General features: G+C 64.1%; 18 protein-coding genes. 6 read left to right on the top strand and 12 right to left on the bottom strand.

Translation table 11 applies throughout. The features are described from left to right. Positions 1 to 2: 2 nt before the first annotated feature. A complete protein-coding gene (locus OGR47_RS08900; protein ID WP_165050106.1) occupies positions 3 to 1,733 on the top strand; it encodes a SulP family inorganic anion transporter in 1,731 nt (576 codons plus the stop codon). 129 nt (positions 1,734 to 1,862) lie between these two features. Here the strand turns inward: OGR47_RS08900 and OGR47_RS08895 are convergent, their stop codons facing one another. The 8 genes from OGR47_RS08895 to OGR47_RS08860 all read right to left on the bottom strand — a co-directional run bounded on the left by OGR47_RS08895 (position 1,863) and on the right by OGR47_RS08860 (position 8,828). Beyond that, the gene (locus tag OGR47_RS08895) at positions 1,863 to 2,897 is read right to left on the bottom strand and encodes an aspartate-semialdehyde dehydrogenase (RefSeq protein WP_165050108.1); all 1,035 of its coding nucleotides are present in this window, start codon (positions 2,895 to 2,897) and stop codon (positions 1,863 to 1,865) included. A gap of 148 nt (positions 2,898 to 3,045) precedes the next feature. Further along, on the bottom strand, positions 3,046 to 3,426 hold the full coding sequence (locus tag OGR47_RS08890; protein WP_165050111.1) for a hypothetical protein: 381 nt from the start codon (positions 3,424 to 3,426) through the stop codon (positions 3,046 to 3,048). Positions 3,427 to 3,573: 147 nt separating this feature from the next. After that, complete coding sequence (locus OGR47_RS08885; protein ID WP_165050113.1) at positions 3,574 to 4,353, bottom strand: succinate dehydrogenase iron-sulfur subunit; 780 nt, start codon at positions 4,351 to 4,353, stop codon at positions 3,574 to 3,576. Between the two features lies 1 nt (position 4,354). Further along, a complete protein-coding gene (gene sdhA / locus OGR47_RS08880; RefSeq protein WP_165050115.1) occupies positions 4,355 to 6,187 on the bottom strand; it encodes a succinate dehydrogenase flavoprotein subunit in 1,833 nt (610 codons plus the stop codon). Between the two features lie 52 nt (positions 6,188 to 6,239). Continuing rightward, entirely contained in the window at positions 6,240 to 6,635 is a 396-nt protein-coding gene (sdhD, locus tag OGR47_RS08875; RefSeq protein WP_165050117.1) for a succinate dehydrogenase, hydrophobic membrane anchor protein, read from the bottom strand. 13 nt (positions 6,636 to 6,648) lie between these two features. After that, complete coding sequence (gene sdhC, locus OGR47_RS08870) at positions 6,649 to 7,056, bottom strand: succinate dehydrogenase, cytochrome b556 subunit (RefSeq protein ID WP_165050120.1); 408 nt, start codon at positions 7,054 to 7,056, stop codon at positions 6,649 to 6,651. Between the two features lie 154 nt (positions 7,057 to 7,210). Further along, positions 7,211 to 8,434 carry an MFS transporter gene (locus OGR47_RS08865; RefSeq protein WP_165050122.1) on the bottom strand — a complete coding sequence of 408 codons (1,224 nt, stop codon included), beginning with the start codon at positions 8,432 to 8,434 and terminating at the stop codon, positions 7,211 to 7,213. 181 nt (positions 8,435 to 8,615) lie between these two features. Then, positions 8,616 to 8,828, bottom strand: coding sequence for a hypothetical protein (locus OGR47_RS08860; protein WP_165050124.1), 213 nt, complete (start codon positions 8,826 to 8,828; stop codon positions 8,616 to 8,618). A 402-nt stretch (positions 8,829 to 9,230) separates the two neighbouring features. Between OGR47_RS08860 and alr the strand changes: the two genes are divergently transcribed. Continuing rightward, entirely contained in the window at positions 9,231 to 10,379 is a 1,149-nt protein-coding gene (gene alr / locus OGR47_RS08855) for an alanine racemase (RefSeq protein WP_165050126.1), read from the top strand. A gap of 69 nt (positions 10,380 to 10,448) precedes the next feature. Beyond that, positions 10,449 to 10,715: a hypothetical protein gene (locus OGR47_RS08850; RefSeq protein WP_165050128.1), complete on the top strand. Its 267-nt coding sequence runs from the start codon at positions 10,449 to 10,451 to the stop codon at positions 10,713 to 10,715. Between the two features lie 64 nt (positions 10,716 to 10,779). Here OGR47_RS08850 and OGR47_RS08845 read toward each other — a convergent pair whose 3' ends face one another. The 3 genes from OGR47_RS08845 to uvrB all read right to left on the bottom strand — a co-directional run bounded on the left by OGR47_RS08845 (position 10,780) and on the right by uvrB (position 14,603). After that, a complete protein-coding gene (locus OGR47_RS08845) occupies positions 10,780 to 11,418 on the bottom strand; it encodes a Maf-like protein (protein WP_165050130.1) in 639 nt (212 codons plus the stop codon). A 25-nt stretch (positions 11,419 to 11,443) separates the two neighbouring features. Then, positions 11,444 to 11,662, bottom strand: coding sequence for a translation initiation factor IF-1 (infA, locus tag OGR47_RS08840; RefSeq protein ID WP_165050133.1), 219 nt, complete (start codon positions 11,660 to 11,662; stop codon positions 11,444 to 11,446). A gap of 367 nt (positions 11,663 to 12,029) precedes the next feature. Continuing rightward, on the bottom strand, positions 12,030 to 14,603 hold the full coding sequence (uvrB, locus tag OGR47_RS08835; RefSeq protein ID WP_165050135.1) for an excinuclease ABC subunit UvrB: 2,574 nt from the start codon (positions 14,601 to 14,603) through the stop codon (positions 12,030 to 12,032). A gap of 144 nt (positions 14,604 to 14,747) precedes the next feature. Between uvrB and OGR47_RS08830 the strand changes: the two genes are divergently transcribed. The 3 genes from OGR47_RS08830 (at position 14,748) to OGR47_RS08820 (ending at position 15,730) form a co-directional block, all read left to right on the top strand. Then, entirely contained in the window at positions 14,748 to 14,942 is a 195-nt protein-coding gene (locus OGR47_RS08830; protein WP_165050137.1) for a type II toxin-antitoxin system VapB family antitoxin, read from the top strand. Continuing rightward, positions 14,939 to 15,334 (top strand): PIN domain nuclease, encoded by a 396-nt coding sequence (locus OGR47_RS08825; RefSeq protein WP_165050139.1) that lies wholly within the window; start codon positions 14,939 to 14,941, stop codon positions 15,332 to 15,334. The genes OGR47_RS08830 and OGR47_RS08825 overlap by 4 nt, the downstream gene beginning before the upstream one ends. A gap of 108 nt (positions 15,335 to 15,442) precedes the next feature. Then, positions 15,443 to 15,730 carry a hypothetical protein gene (locus OGR47_RS08820; protein WP_165050141.1) on the top strand — a complete coding sequence of 96 codons (288 nt, stop codon included), beginning with the start codon at positions 15,443 to 15,445 and terminating at the stop codon, positions 15,728 to 15,730. A gap of 250 nt (positions 15,731 to 15,980) precedes the next feature. On the opposite strand, the gene OGR47_RS08815 is transcribed toward OGR47_RS08820, so the two are convergent. Continuing rightward, a complete protein-coding gene (locus OGR47_RS08815; RefSeq protein ID WP_165050143.1) occupies positions 15,981 to 16,190 on the bottom strand; it encodes a cold-shock protein in 210 nt (69 codons plus the stop codon). Positions 16,191 to 16,431: the final 241 nt, after the last annotated feature.

The raw sequence follows: 16,431 nt of genomic DNA, 5'->3' as shown, positions 1-16,431 counted from the left end.
CCATGGCGGAAGGCTCCTGGCCTTTTGCGGGACTGCGCGGCGTTAGTCTGCGCGCCGACCTCGTGGCCGGGCTGACGCTCGCGGCAATCGCCATTCCCGAACAGATGGCGACCTCCCGGCTGGCGGGCTTTCCGCCCCATATCGGCTTCATCGCCTTCATTGCCGGCACGCTGGCCTTCGCGGCTTTCGGCTCGAGCCGGGCGGTTTCAGTCGGCGCGGATTCGACGATCGCGCCGATCTTCGCTGGAGGGCTCGCGCTCCTCGCAGCGACGGGTTCGCCCCATTACGCCGCGCTGGCCTCGCTTCTGGCGCTCATCGTCGGCGGCGCGCTCATCCTCGCCGGGCTGCTGCGCGCCGGCTGGATCGCCGATCTCCTGTCTGTACCCGTACTCACAGGCTTTCTCGCCGGCATTTCCATCCATATCGCCCTTTCCCAGGCGCCCGCCTTTTTCGGCCTGCCGACGGAGCATGGCGATATACAATCGCGCATCATGGCGCTCGCGAGCCATATTGGCGCAGCCTATGGCCCGACCATGCTGATCGGCGTCCTTTGCCTTGCAGCCATTGTTGTTTTTGAGGAATTGAGCCCCCGCATCCCTGGCGCGCTGATTGCGCTCGGCGGCGCGACATGGGCCGTGAGCCATTTCGACCTCGGCAAGGAGGGCGTGGCACTCCTCGGCTCCATCGCCCATGGCGCGCCTCGGCTGAGCGTTCCGGATATTGGCTCCACCGACATTCGGCAGGTCTTCAGCCTCGCCATGGTCATCGCGCTGCTTGTCATGGTGCAGACCTCGGCCACCTCCCGCGCCTTCGCAGCGCGCGATGTCAATCCGGATATAGACAGGGATTTTATGGGAGCCGGCGCAGGAAGCTTGCTCTCCGGCCTCTTCGGCGCCTTTGCGGTGAACGCCAGCCCGCCGCGCACGGCGATCGTCGTTGCGAGCGGCGGCGCGAGCCAGCTCTCCGGGCTCGTTGCGGCGGCGATCGTCGCCGGCGTGCTCTTCTTCGGCGGCGGGGCCTTGGCGCAGACGCCGACGGCGGCGCTCGCTGCCGTGCTGATGTTCGTCGCCTATCGCATCTTCCGCTGGCGCGACATGCTGGCGATCTTTCGCGCGACGCGGACCGAGTTCCTGCTCGTCCTCGTCACCATGCTGTCCATCGTGCTGCTACCGGTGCAGGAGGGCGTCGCCATCGCCATCATCCTGTCATTGCTCCACGGCGTGTGGACGGCGACCCGCACGCGGCTCATCGAATTTGATCGCATCCCCGGCACGACCGTCTGGTGGCCGGTCTCCCCGGTGCATCGCGGTGAACAACTCCCTGGCGTTCTCGTCGTCGCCTTCCAGGCGCCGCTCTCCTTCCTCAACGCCGATCTCTTTCGCCGCGACATGACCGCGGCGATCGACCGCGCCGACGGCTCCTTGCGCCTCCTCGTGCTGGAAGCGAGCAGCATCGTCGAGATCGACTATTCCGCAGCCCAGGCGCTGCGCGAGGCGATCGAGGCCTGTCGGGTCAGGAAAGTCGACTTCGCTATCGCGCGGCTAGAATCGGTGCGCGCGCATCGCAGCTTCGAGCAATTCGGGATCATGAAAGCGCTGGGCTCAGCGCGCCTGTTCCACAGCGTCGAGGAAGCGACAAGGACGCTCGCGAAGCGAGCGATCGGGAATCCAGAGCGAAATCAGCGCTATTGTGGCTCTGGATTCCCGGTCGGGCTTTCAGCCCGCCGGGAATGACAACGGCCAACGCGAGCTGTTCAAAGGGAAATTGTATGACTGGGGAACAACCAAGCTCGCTCCCATCACTTCCGTGAAAAAGCCCGAGGCGTCAGCCCCGGGCTCAAATTTCTGCAAGGACCGGGGCGCTTACGCAGCCGCTTTCTTCGGCGTGATGAGGTTGCGGTTCATCAGCACTTCCGCGATCTGCACGGCGTTGAGCGCCGCGCCTTTGCGCAGATTGTCGCTCACGCACCAAAGCACGAGGCCGTTGTCCACGGTCGGGTCGTCGCGGATGCGCGAAATATAGGTCGCGTCCTCGCCGGCCGCCTCATGCGGCGTGATGTAGCCGCCGGGCTCATGCTTGTCGATGACGAGCACGCCCGGGGCCTCGCGCAGGATGTCGCGCGCCTCGTCCGCCGAGATGGGATTCTCGAATTCGATGTTCACCGCTTCGGAATGCGAGATGAAGACCGGCACGCGCACGCAGGTGGCGACGAGCTTGATCTTCGGGTCGAGGATCTTCTTCGTCTCCACGACCATCTTCCACTCTTCCTTGGTGAAGCCGTCCTCCATGAAGGAGTCGATCTGCGGAATGAGGTTGAAGGCGATGCGCTTGGGGAATTTCTTCGCTTCGACCGGGTCGGAGACGAAGACGGAACGCGTCTGGGCGAACAGCTCGTCCATCGCGTCCTTGCCAGCGCCGGAGACCGACTGATAGGTCGAAACCACAACGCGCTTGATCTTAGCCTTGTCGTGCAGCGGCTTCAGCGCCACGACGAGCTGCGCGGTGGAGCAGTTCGGATTGGCGATGATGTTCTTTTTCTTGAAGCCCGCGGCCGCGTCGGCGTTCACCTCCGGCACGACCAACGGCACGTCCGGGTCCATGCGCCAGGCCGAGGAATTGTCGATGACGACGCAGCCCTGCGCGCCGATCTTCGGCGACCATTGCGTCGACACGCTCCCGCCGGCGGACATCAGGCAGATGTCGGTGTCGGAGAAGTCATAGGTGTCGAGATGGCGGCATTTGAGCGTCTTGTCGCCGAAGGAGACCTCCACGCCGATCGAGCGCGAAGAGGCGAGCGGCACGACTTCCGACACAGGGAAGCGGCGCTCCGCCAAAATATCCAGCATCTCGCGGCCCACATTACCTGTGGCGCCGACGATGGCGACCTTATAAGCCATGAACTTTCTCCAACCGGCCGAGCCGGCGTCTCAACTAGAGCGCATTCCGCAAAAGTAGACGCACTTTTGCGACGAGAATGCGCTCCACATTTTTGAGTTTGCGCGATTTTCTAACCGCTCGCACGATTCCTTGCGAGCGGAAAGCGCGCTAGAAGGCGAAGCCCGTCCCCATGTTTCCAGAGGGGCTCACGGAGACCGGCGCCTTTGGCCCCGAGGGGGCGCGGTCTTCCTTGTCTTTGGGTTTAGGCGGGGCCTTCCCGGGAGACCAGCCTTCCAGCTCGCCGAACTGGCGGTTCGGGCCGTTAGGTGTCGCCTGGGGCTTGCCGGGCGTCTGCTGAGCGTTGGAGTCGGCCCCTTTCCTGCCCTTGGAGCGCTTGGTTTGAACCGAGGAGGCGCCGCTGGTGTCGAGCGCCTTGGGATCGAACGCCTTGGGATCGAGCTGTAGCTCCTGGGCGACAGCCGCGCCGGCGCCGATCACAAAGGCCGCGACAAGGAGAGAACCGCTGAAAGGACGCGCGCAAGGACGCATGGCATTGTCTCCGAAATAGAACGGGACGTCCTAGCGCCGCACGGCGGCGGGATCAAGGCCCCCAGCTGGACCGCGAGCCTTAGGCTCGCGGCGCCAAAGCGGGCCAGAACGCGCGTGGTCCACGCCACGTCGCTCCCGAAAGCGGCCTCACGCCTCCTGCTGGGCGATTGCCAGATTCTTCAGCTCTGCGATGGCCTTGGCGGGCGACAGGCCCTTCGGGCAGACCTTGGTGCAGTTCATGATCGTATGGCAGCGATAGAGGCGGAAGGTGTCGTCGACATAGCCGAGACGCTCCTCCGTCGCCTCGTCGCGCGAATCCTGCACCCAGCGATGCGCCTGCAGCAGCGCGGCCGGGCCAAGGAAGCGGTCCGAGTTCCACCAATAGCTCGGACAGGCGGTCGAGCAGCAGGCGCAGAGGATGCACTCGTAAAGACCATCGAGCTTGGCGCGATCCTGCGGCGATTGCAGCCGCTCTTTCTCGGGATTGGCGCCGGCGTGGAGCCACGGCTCAATCGCAGCGTGCTGCTCATAGAAGATGGTGAGGTCGGGCACGAGGTCCTTCACCACGCCCATATGCGGAAGCGGGTAAAGTTTGATCGGCCCGAGGATCTCATCCATGCCCTTGGTGCAGGCCAGCGTATTGACCCCGTCGATGTTCATCGAGCAGGAGCCGCAAATGCCCTCGCGGCAGGAGCGGCGGAAGGTCAGCGTCGGATCGACCTTGTTCTTGATCCAGATGATGCCGTCGAGCACCATCGGCCCGCAATCACCCGTATCGACGAAAAAGGTGTCGATGCGCGGATTGGCGTCGGCGTCCGGGTTGTAGCGGTAGATGCGGAACTCGCGCAGATTGGCGGCGCCTTCCGGCTTCGGCCAGACCGTGCCCTCGGCGACGACGGAGTTCTTGGGAAGGGTGAATTCGACCATTTCAGTACACCCGCGCCTTGGGCTCGATGTAAGCCACTTCGTTCGTCATCGTGTAGCTGTGCACCGGGCGATAATCGATCGAGACCGTCTTCTTCTCGCGGTCGATCGACGCCAGCGTGTGCTTCATCCAATTCGCGTCGTCGCGATTCGGGAAGTCCTCGCGGGCGTGAGCGCCGCGCGATTCCTTGCGGTTGGCCGCGGATTCGATCGTCACCGCGGCCTGCACGACAAGATTGTCGAACTCCAGCGTCTCGACAAGATCGGAGTTCCAGATCAGCGAGCGGTCGGAAACCTTCACCTCGGCGGCCTTCTGCCAAACCTCGTGTACGCCGGCGACGCCTTCGGCCAGCACCTCGCCGGTGCGATAGACGGCGCAATGCGATTGCATGGTCCGTTGCATCTTGTCGCGCAGATCGGCTGTCGAGATCGAGCCATTGGCGTTGCGGAAGAAGTCGAGGCGCGAGAGCGGCAGCTCGGCTGAGTCGGCCGGCAGCTCGGGCTGCGACTGGCCGGGCTTGACCACCTCGGCGGCGCGCAGGCCCGCTGCGCGGCCGAAGACCACGAGGTCGATCAGCGAATTGGAGCCCAGCCGATTGGCGCCGTGCACGGAGACGCAGGCCGCCTCGCCGATCGCCATCAGGCCCGGTACCACGGAGTCGGGATTGCCGTCCAGCTTGCGCAGCACTTCGCCGTGATAATTCGTCGGGATGCCGCCCATGTTGTAATGCGCGGTCGGGATGATCGGGATCGGCTGGCGCGTCACGTCGACGCCGGCGAAAATCTTCGAACTTTCGGAAATGCCCGGCAGGCGCTCATGCAGGATCGCCGGGTCGAGATGCTCGAGATGGAGGTAAGCGTGGTCCTTGTGCTTGCCGACGCCCCTGCCCTCGCGCACCTCCATCGTGATAGCGCGCGAAACCATGTCGCGGGGCGCAAGGTCTTTGACGGAAGGCGCGTAGCGCTCCATGAAGCGCTCGCCTTCGCTATTGGTCAGATAGCCGCCCTCGCCGCGCGCGCCCTCGGTGATGAGGCAGCCCGCGCCATAGATGCCGGTCGGGTGGAACTGAACGAACTCCATATCCTGCAGCGGCAGGCCGGCGCGCAACACCATGCCGTTGCCGTCGCCCGTGCAGGTATGGGCCGAGGTGGCGGAAAGATAGACGCGCCCATAGCCGCCGGTGGCGAGCACCGTCAGCGCCGAGCGGAAACGGTGAATCGTGCCGTCGTCGAGCTTGAGGCATACGATGCCCCGGCAGGCGCCTTGCTGATCCATGATCAGGTCGATCGCGAAATATTCGACGAAGAACTGAGTCTCGTGCTTCAGCGCCTGGCCATACATCGTATGGAGCATGGCGTGGCCGGTGCGGTCGGCGGCGGCGCAGGTGCGCTGGGCCGGCGGGCCCCTGCCGAAATCGGTCGTCATGCCGCCGAAGGGGCGCTGATAAATCGTGCCCTCGGCCGTGCGCGAGAAGGGCACGCCCCAATGCTCGAGCTCATAGACCGCCTGAGGGGCGTTGCGGCAGAGATATTCGATCGCGTCCTGGTCTCCGAGCCAGTCGGAGCCCTTGACGGTGTCGTACATGTGCCATTTCCAGTCGTCCGGCCCCATATTGCCGAGCGCCGCGGCGACGCCGCCCTGGGCCGCGACCGTATGGGAACGGGTCGGGAAGACCTTGGTCACGCAGGCGACGTTCAACCCCGCCTTGGCGCAGCCGACGACAGCGCGCAGCCCGGCGCCGCCGGCGCCGACGACCACCACGTCGAAAGTGTGGTCCACGATCGGATAGGCACGTCCGCCGATCGTTACGGATGAAGCAGCGCCATTCGCAACCATTATCGAAGCCTTTGTTGAATGTCTTTCCAGCGGCTTTTCTTGCGCGCTACTCTTATCGGGGCGCGGCGATCAGCATGATCCCGAGGGTCCAGGCGCCGGCGATCGCGATTGAGGCGATCCTGTTCCAGTAGAGCGCCTGCTCCTTGAGCGCCGCGTCGTGGACATAGTCCTCGATGATCTCGGTGGCGCCCTGGCGGGCGTGGATCATGCCGATGACCCCGAAGAGAATCAGCACGATCGCCGAAAACGGATGGCCGATCTCGGCGCGGACGCCCTCGGGCGTCTTGCCGACAAGGCCGGCCAACCACCAGGCCGAAAGAACGCCCAGCGGCGCCAGCGCATAAGCCGATAGGCGCATGAAGCGGGCGTGAGTCGAGCCCTCGTGATCCGAGACATAAGCGGCGCCCTGGCCGCTCCGCCCGCTCTTGAAGTGAGTCGGAACCGACATTTGAGCGCCTCCGTTAGCCGGCGAGAGACTTGATGATCCAGAGCAGCACGGTCAAGCCGACGCCGCCATAGAGCGAGGCCTGAGCCAGCAGCTCCCTGCCTTGGGGGTCCATGTATAGAGTGCGATCCCAAAGCGCGTGACGGACGCCGCCGAGCAGATGGTGAAAGATCGCCCAGGTGATGAGGAAGACGATCAGCCCGCCGATAAAGCCCGAGGCAAGCCAGCCGGTGAGCGCATGGAGCCAGCCGCCAACGCCCGCGCCGAGCAGGAAGAGCGCCATTAGCGCCAAGCCGACATAAAGCGCCGCTCCGGTGATGCGATGGGCCATCGACATCGCCATTGTGAGCCAAGGCTTGAAGACCGTCAGATGCGGCGACAACGGGCGCTTTGCGGCGCGCTCGTCCGTTGAGGCGTTTGCCATGCGTATCCCTCTCGCGCGTCAGTTCGAAATGGTTCCGAAGACGCTTATGGATGGATAGTTCAATTGGTGCGGCGCCGCAACCGGCTCAATGGCGCAAAGGCGCCGGATTGTGTCGCAATAAAGACAAAAGGCCCGCCCTCATTGGGCTTTTCCGTCACTGGCGCTGCGGGGCGGGCGGGGACGAAAGGGCGCCTGAAAAGCTCAGTAAAATAACCAGCGACATCAGAGCGCAGCCGCCTCCCGCCGCGAAGGCCGCCCAGGGTCCGTAGACGTCCCAGAGCCTGCCCGCCAAAAGGCTCGCAACGAGCAAAGCCAGTCCGCCCGTGAGGTTGAAAACGCCGAATGCGGTGCCCCTCAACGCGGCAGGCGCCGTATCGGCGACAAGGGCGGCGAAAAGCCCCTGCGTGAGGCCCATATGCAGGCCCCATAGCGCGACCCCGGCCCAGACGAGCGGGAGATGCTCGGCATAAGCAAGGGCCGCGTCGGCGCCGATCAGCATGACGAGGCCCGCCACGAGCGGCGTGATCCGGTCCCCGCGATCGGAAAAGGCGCCGACTGGATAGGAAGCGCCAGCGTAGACAACATTCATCGCGACCAGCACCAGCGGCGCCAGCGCCTCGGGCAGGCCGACCGCCTGCGCCTTGAGAATCAGAAAGGCTTCGGAGAAGCGCGCCAGGCTGAAGATCGAAGCGACGGCGACGACGAGCCAGAAGCGCCCGCTCAAGCCCCGCATCTCATTCCAATGCAGCGGAAAGCGCGCCGGGCGCTCGGGGCGGGTCTCGGCTGGCTCGCGCACGCCGAAAGCCAGCACCGCCACGGCGAGGACGGCGGGAATGCAGGCCACCCAGAAAACGGCGCGGATGTCGTCGACCGTCGCCCACATGACCAATACCGCGACTGCGGGCCCCAGAAAGGCGCCGACCGTGTCGAGCGACTGGCGCAGGCCAAAGGCGGCGCCCCGCAGCTCGGGCGGCGTGACGTCGGCGACGAGCGCATCGCGCGGCGCGCCGCGGATCCCCTTCCCCACGCGATCGATGAAACGCGCTGCCATCACCCAGGCGACATTGGGAGCGAGCGGAAACAACGGCTTCGTCACCGCCGCGAGGCCATAGCCCAAAATGGCGAGCAGCTTGCGGCTGGCGAACCAGTCGGAGACCGCCCCCGAAAAGATTTTGACGATCGAAGCCGTCGCTTCCGCCACGCCCTCGATGGCGCCGACCTGGGCCATCGTCGTGCCCATGGTCCCGACGAGATAGATCGGCAGGAGCGCATGGATCATCTCGGATGAGAAATCCATCAGCAGAGAGACGACGCCCAACGCCCAGACGCTCGACGGAATTAGGCGCAGCCGGCCGAATCGAATGGCGTCGTCGCTCATGATGTTGCCTCGCACATCGCTAATCTGGAGAAGAACTCCGGCGCGCGTTCGTGCGAGCTTAGCCCGCTTTCTGCTGGCGTGGAATCAGGCGGGCGAGCTTAGACCCATAGGCCCGCGGATTGCTTCGCTTCGCTCGCAATGACGATCCGGTTGAACGTTCCGCTCGCCGCGCTCGGAAAAGTCATGCCGCGAAGAACCGCCGATTTTTGATTTCCAGCAGCACCCGGACGCATTCCTGGCTTGCAACGAGCCTTTCTTGCGACCGCTGTATCTCTTTCAGGGTGAGCCTTATTTCGTCATAGCTCTGCCTGAGCTGCTCTTGAATTTTGAGGAGATCAGCTTGAGTCTCCAATATCTCTCGCTGATTGGCGAGAATGATTTGTTCCGTCGTCACTTGAATGCCCCTCGACTCGACGCCCCTCGGATTTCGTTCGACGCGGAGCGGGAGATTCCCCGCTGGTAACCATTAATTTACCATTTTGATAGGGCCAGTTTGCCGCGCTATCGCTTTTGCGCGGTCGTGCGGTGAATTGCGCTGATGATTAAAAATTGTTCGGGGTTTTAAACATTTCCAACTGGCTAAACATCTGACTGATCCAGTAGAAATTCCGTGCCAGTCAAGCTCAAGATTTCCGACGTCCCGCCGCCGTTTTGGATCGAATCAGGCGGCAAGCCATGCGGAAAGATTGCGTCGTCGATGATTTAGAAACGTCGTGGCAGGCGTGGGATTATTATTCCGCGCGCGCCGTCGCCAATGCGCCATGCGAACGCCGTGTTTCCTGAGTAAGATAGCCACATGGGAATCATCTCGCCCACAGAGCGCCTGCTGGCCTGCGCCGACCCGTCGGAGCCGGTCGAGACTGGGCTTTTGACCGTCGATCTTTCAGCCTTGGTCGCGAATTGGCGCAAGCTCGCGTCATTGGCAGGCGCGGCCGAATGTGGAGCGGTCGTCAAGGCGGACGGCTATGGCCTCGGCCTGGCGGCGGTGCTACGCGCGCTCGCCGGCGCGGGCTGCCGGAGCTTTTTCGTGGCCAATCTGGTCGAAGGAGAGACCGCGCGGGCACTCGCGCCGGACGCGACCATCTATGTGCTCGACGGCGTCGCGCCGGGCTGCGCGCCGCGCCTCGCCGCAGCGCGATTGCGACCTGCGATCGGCTCTATTGCGGAGTTGGAGGAATGGGCGGCGGCTGGCGCCACGCTCGGCCGCAAGCTAGAGGCGGCGATCCATTTCGACACCGGTATGAACAGGTTGGGGTTCGCGCCAGAGGACGCCGACGCTATCGCGCTGCGCGCGCAGGCGATCATGCCGACGCTGGTGATGAGCCATTTCGTCAGCGCGCAGCTCTTGGACTCGCCGATCAACGACCGCCAGATCGAGGGCTTCCTCGCCGTCCGCGCGCATTTCCCCGGCATACCGGCTTCGCTCGCCAATTCCTCAGGCGTCTTCCTGCCGCAGCGGCCGCATTTCGATCTGGTGCGGCCCGGCTATGGGCTCTATGGCGGCAATCCGACGCCCGGTGCGGAAAACCCCATGCGGCCCGTCGCGCGGCTTTGCGCGCGTATGATCTCCGTGCGCGACCTCGCCGCTGGCGAGACCGTCGGCTATGACGGCATATGGACCGCCCCCGGCGCGTCCCGCGTCGCGACCATCGGCGTCGGATATGCGGACGGACTGCCCGTCTCAACGACGGGCGCGCAGGGGAAGCCGGCAGGCGAGGCGATCGTCGGCGGCGTGCGCTGCCCCTTCGTCGGCCGCGTATCCATGGATTACGTCGTGCTCGACGTGACCGACGCGCCTAAAGAGGCGGCGCGGCGCGGGGAATGGGTCGAACTGCTGGGCGAGACGATCGAGGTCGAGGAGCTGGCCGTGCGGGCGGGAACGATTGGCTATGAGGTGCTGACCCGGCTGGGACGGCGCTTCGCCCGGCGGTATGTCGAGCCGTAGCGGGCATGACAGGCGCCCACGGCCGCGCTAGGATCGGCGCTCGACGAGGCCATTTCAGCAGGAATTCAAATGAGCGGCGAACCGGAAAATCTCGTGCTGCAATTGCTGCGCGACATGCGCGGCGATATCTCCGGCATTGAGGCCAAAATGGCCACCAAAGGGCAAATCGCCGAACTCCGCGCCGAGTTTAAAAGCGAGATGCACTCACTGCGCGCTGACGTCGCGTCCGATCTGCTGGAAATGAAACTCAGCGAGCAAATCACCGGCCTGCGTCGCTCGGTGATCGAATATCATTCCTCGACGATCAGCCACGCCGTGCTGATTACGGAGCTTTGAAGAACGCGCGCGCCGCCTCGACAGCATTTGAAGCTGCCCCCGCACGACGCGCATTAAGACAGGTTTACGCCTTGGCGAACCAAGGCTGCAGCACCGGATATCCCTCGCCCGCCAGCAACGACACCGTCTCGTAAAGCGGCAGGCCGACGACCGCCGTATAAGAGCCGACGAGCTTCACCACGAAAGTCCCGGCGAGGCCCTGTATCGCATAGCCGCCCGCCTTGCCGCGCCATTCCCCGGAGGCGAGATAGCCGTCGATCTCCATCGATGACAGCCGCTTGAAACGCAACCGCGCCTCGACCAGCCGCTTGCGCTCGAAGCCGCGCGGGGTGATCAAGCTCACCGCCGTATAGACCCGGTGCTGGCGCCCGGAGAGAAGCTGCAGGCACTCCTCCGCCTCCTCGGCCGTCTCGGGCTTTGGCAGGGTGCGGCGCCCCACGGACACGACCGTATCGGCGGCGATGAGATAGGACTGCTTCAGATCGTCATGCGCCGCGCGAACCTTCGCCGAGGCGGCCGCCTTCTCGCTGGCGAGGCGGATGGCCAAAGCGCGAGGCGATTCACCCTTATGGGGCGTCTCGTCGATGTCGGCAGGCAGAAGCGCGTCGGCCTCCAACCCCGCCTGTTGCAAGAGGGCGAGACGGCGCGGCGACGCCGAAGCGAGAATGAGCTTCGACTTGGGAGCGGCGGGTTCGGCTGTCATATAAAGCGGCTCCGCCGAAAAGGGATTAGCGGAAACGATAGGTGATGCGGCCCTTGGTGAGGTCGTAGGGCGTCATTTCGACGAGCACCTTGTCGCCCTCGAGCACGCGAATGCGATTCTTGCGCATCTTGCCAGCGGTGTGGGCGACAATTTCGTGGTCGTTCTCGAGCTTCACGCGAAACATCGCGCTGGGCAGCAGCTCGGTCACGATTCCTGGGAATTCAAGCAGTTCTTCCTTGGCCATGTGGTTCCTTGAGTGGCGCCTCCCGCTGGAGAAGACGGTTAGCGCGGCAAAGCAAAAAGGCCGCAACGCCCGGAACGGACGGCGGATTGGCGCGGACCCTAATCGAGAAAGACGAATTTGTGAACCGGAGAGTTGCGGCGACGAATCCTTCTCCCGTTTACGGAAGAAGGTGGCCCGGCGCAGCCGGGTCGGATGAGGGCCGCCGCGGCCCTGGCGTGTCGTTCCCTATGGCTTGCACGCAATAGCAGCCTGACTCTCGCACCATCTTAGGAGAAATCTCGCCCAGACGTGCGCCGCGCCGCCCTCATCCGACCCCGCTTGCGGGGCCACCTTCTCCCGCAGGCGGGAGAAGGGGTTGCGCCCCCGCCTACTTCGGCTTTCCCTTCACCGTCCGCGTCCCCGGCTTGCCGCCGCTCGACCGGCCGGCCGGGCGCGCCGGCGGCATGCGGCCGAGAGGCCGCGCTTCGCCGCCGCCGAAATTATGCGGGCCCATGTCGGCGTCGGTGGGTTTGCGCGCGCGGGTCGCCGGCGTTTCGTCGCCCCCTCCCCGGCTCGCCCCCGCCTTGCGGGAGAGGGAAATGCGCAGCATCGGGCTCGCCTCGGCGAGCAGCTCCACCTTTTGCAGCCGCTGAATCTCGTCGCGCAGCCGCGCAGCCTCCTCGAAGGCGAGATCGGCGGCCGCCTCCTTCATGCGCTTTTCGAGATCAGCGATCGTCGCCGCCAGATTATGGCCGGGCGCGATGTCATAACCCGTATCAACAGTGACGTGATCCTGCTCGGCGACGCTGCCGAGAATGTCGGCGATGCCGCGTTTGATCGAGGCGGGCGTGATGTTGTTTTCGAGGTTATAGGCCACCTGCTTGGCGCGGCGGCGCTCGGTCTCGTCCATGGCGCGCTTCATCGAGCCGGTGAGGTGATCGGCGTAGAGGATCACGCGGCCGTCCACATTGCGCGCGGCGCGGCCGATGGTCTGCACAAGCGACGTTTCGCTGCGCAGGAAGCCTTCCTTGTCGGCGTCGAGAATGGCCACCAGGCCGCATTCGGGAATGTCGAGGCCCTCGCGCAGCAGGTTAATGCCGACCAGCACGTCGAAGGCGCCGAGGCGCAGGTCGCGGATGATCTCGATGCGCTCCAGCGTGTCGATGTCGCTGTGCATGTAGCGCACGCGCACGCCGCTCTCATGCAGATATTCGGTGAGGTCTTCGGCCATGCGCTTTGTCAGCACGGTGACGAGCGTGCGGTAGCCGATGTCGCTGGTGGCGCGCACCTCGTCGAGAAGATCGTCCACCTGCGTACGGGCGGAACGTATCTCCACCGGCGGATCTATCAGCCCCGTTGGCCGAATGACCTGCTCGACGAAGACGCCGCCGGTCTGCTCCAGCTCCCAATTGCCGGGCGTCGCCGAGACGCTCACCGTCTGCGGGCGCATGGCGTCCCACTCCTCGAAGCGCAGCGGGCGGTTGTCCATGCAGGAGGGCAGCCGGAAGCCATATTCGGCGAGCGTCGCCTTGCGACGGAAGTCGCCCTTGTACATCGCCCCGATCTGCGGAACGCTGACGTGACTTTCGTCGGCGAACACCAGCGCATTGTCCGGCAGATATTCGAACAGCGTCGGCGGCGGCTCGCCGGGCTTGCGGCCGGTGAGATAGCGCGAATAATTTTCGATGCCGGCGCAGGCGCCCGTCGCCTCCATCATTTCGAGATCGAAGCGCGTGCGCTGCTCCAGCCTTTGCGCTTCCAGCAGGCGACCCGAACGGTTCAGCTCATCGAGACGGTGCTTCAGCTCCTCCTTGATCGCCTTGATCGATTGCAGCAGCGTCGGGCGCGGCGTGACATAGTGCGAATTGGCGTAGACCTTCACGAATTCGAGATCGACCGTCTTCTTGCCGGTGAGCGGATCGAATTCTGAGATCGACTCCACCTCGTCGCCGAAAAAGGAAATGCGCCAGGCGCGATCCTCATAGTGGGCGGGGAAAATATCGATCGTGTCGCCGCGCACGCGAAATGTGCCGCGCGTGAAATCCGCCTGCACGCGGCGGTAATGTAGCGCGACGAGATCCGTCACCAATTGCTTGGGCTCCAGCTTCTCGCCCAGCTGCACCGAGAAAGTCATGGCCGTATAGGTCTCGACCGAACCGATGCCGTAGATGCAGGAAACCGAGGCGACGATGATGACGTCGTCGCGCTCCAGCAGCGCGCGCGTCGCGGCGTGGCGCATGCGGTCGATCTGCTCGTTCACGCTCGACTCTTTCTCGATGTAAGTGTCGGAGCGCGGCACATAGGCCTCGGGCTGATAGTAGTCGTAATAAGAGACGAAATATTCGACGGCGTTATTGGGAAAGAAGCTTTTGAACTCGCCGTAAAGCTGCGCCGCGAGCGTCTTGTTGGGTGCCAGGATCAGCGCCGGGCGCTGCGTCGCGGCGATGACGCTGGCCATGGTGAAAGTCTTGCCCGAGCCGGTGACGCCGAGCAGCACCTGATCGCGCTCATCGGCTTGAATGCCCTTCACCAGCTCGGCAATCGCCGCCGGCTGGTCGCCCTTGGGCGTATATTCGGAGACGAGCTCGAATTTGACGCCGCCCTCGGATTTCGCCGGGCGCTCGGGCCGGTGCGGAACCCAGGGCTTTGTGTCGCGCAGGTTCGGATCGCCGAGGCGCAGCAGCTCGGCGAGCGACTCCGAGGTCGCCTGCACGCCACCGCCGGCCGGCGGCTGGGGTCCCAGAAACCACTTCTGGACCTCCTCGTCGTCGACCGGCGCGCCATCCGCGTCATAGGCCGCCTGCCCCATATCGCTGAAGCCAGGCGCCAGCGCCGGATTGAGCAATTGCGCCAGATGCGGCGCAAGCGGCGCCAGCTCGGGCTTCGACGCCTTGGCGCGGGTTGGCCGCGCGGGGTCTTTCTTGGGGGCGGTTTTCTTGGGTTTCTCGGGAGACGTCGCCATGGCGGCAATATGGGGGGTGTAGCGGCGGGATGGAAGCGGGGTTGTGGGCTACCGGCGCCGGCATCTTGCGCCGTCATGTGAGGTCACTCTTGCGGGCCCGAGGGGGCATGCTTAAGATGTGTATCACAAGAGGGGATTATACACATGCGAACCAACATCGTCATCGACGATGCCCTGATGAAGGAAACGCTGAAGGCCACCGGCCTAACGACAAAACGCGAGGCGGTCGATCTGGCCTTACGCACGCTGCTCCGGCTCGAACGCCAGAAGGAGATTAAGCGCTTTCGCGGCAAGCTTGATTGGCGCGGCGATCTCGACGCGATGCGGACCGATAAATGATCTTCGTCGATTCCAGTGTCTGGATCGACTATTTTCATGGCGCCGAGACGCCCCAGACCGAGCGTCTCGAACGACTTCTCGGCGAGGAGCTAATCGCCACAGGTGATCTCATCCTGACGGAAGTGCTCCAGGGCTTCGACAGGGAACGCGATTTCGCCCAGGCGCAGAAGCTTCTAACGTCTTTGACGATCGTCGGGCTCGGTGGACGTGAGATCGCCATTTCCGCTGCGCAGAACTACCGGAAGCTGCGCGCCATGGGCGTGACCACGCGCAAGACGATCGACACGATTATCGCCACGCGCTGCATCGAGAGCGACTTGGCCCTGCTTTACAGCGACCGCGACTTCGATCCATTCGTAGAGAGGCTGGGCCTGCGCTCTGCCATGGATTGAACCTCCCGCGCCGCAACAACGATACCTTGACCTACGTCACGGCGGGGGCTTTACAATTCTGTCGCATATGCCGCAAACTCGGCCTTTAATCGCCGGAGACTCAAGCGGATGACCGACAGATCGAGCCTCGCCACGCTTTTCGCCGACACGCTCGCCCTGAGCCTCGCGGCGAACGCCGTCATTGCCGTCAGGCTGACGAAGATGGCGCTTGGCGCCGTCGATCCCAACCATGAGAGCAGCCTGATGGTCTCCGAGAAGATCGACGCCGCCGCCGAGGCGACTTTCGCGGCGGCGCGCGCGGTGGCCATGGGCCAGGCCCATCATGCGGCTGGCCGCGCCGTGGCGGTCTATAAGCGCCGGGTGGACCGCAATCTCCGGCGGCTCACAGGGGGTTGAGCCAATTTCCCCTGCCCTTGCGGCGATCTACGGCTTCCGCTCGATTGATTCTTTGTCATTGCTGACCTTCGCCAAGCGAGCGATCCGGAAGCCAGAGCGAAACCAATGCTCTTGGGTCTCTGGATTGCCGGTCGGAAACCCCAATGCAAGCTGTCCAGGCCGAATCGGCGTCAGCCGACGCAGAGCATCGACGTGAAAAAAGCCGCCGGGAGCACCGGCGGCTTTTTCCTATTCTAGCGGGAAGGCGCTTTTAGACAGCCTTCAGCTGATCCGCAGAGCTCTTGCCCGAACGGCGGTCCTGCACAATTTCGTAGCTCAGCTTCTGGCCTTCGCGCAGATCGGACATGCCAGCGCGCTCAACGGCGCTGATATGCACGAAAACGTCGGCTCCGCCGGCGTCGGGCTGAATGAAGCCGAAGCCTTTTTGCGCGTTGAACCACTTCACTGTTCCGGTAGCCATGTCTCTATCTCCAAGCATGGTAAAGCCCGCATGCGCCGGGCCGAGTCGATCGATATTTGGGGAAAGAGGTCGTCAGCGGGCTTCCGGTGGAAGCGGGGCCAAGTCGTCAGGCCGAAAATCGATGGGACGAATGTAAGTCTGGCGGCTGCCGGATGCAACCTTGAGCAAGGGCCGGGACAGTCGTTTTTGTTCTGGATCCCCGATCGCTCGCTGACGCGAGCGTCGGGAATGACGGTTGGCT

Origin of the sequence: Methylocystis sp. MJC1, from assembly GCF_026427715.1 — a bacterium.
Lineage (GTDB): Bacteria > Pseudomonadota > Alphaproteobacteria > Rhizobiales > Beijerinckiaceae > Methylocystis.
The sequence above is the reverse complement of the archived record's forward strand: the minus strand, read 5'-3'. Positions and strand labels throughout refer to the sequence as shown.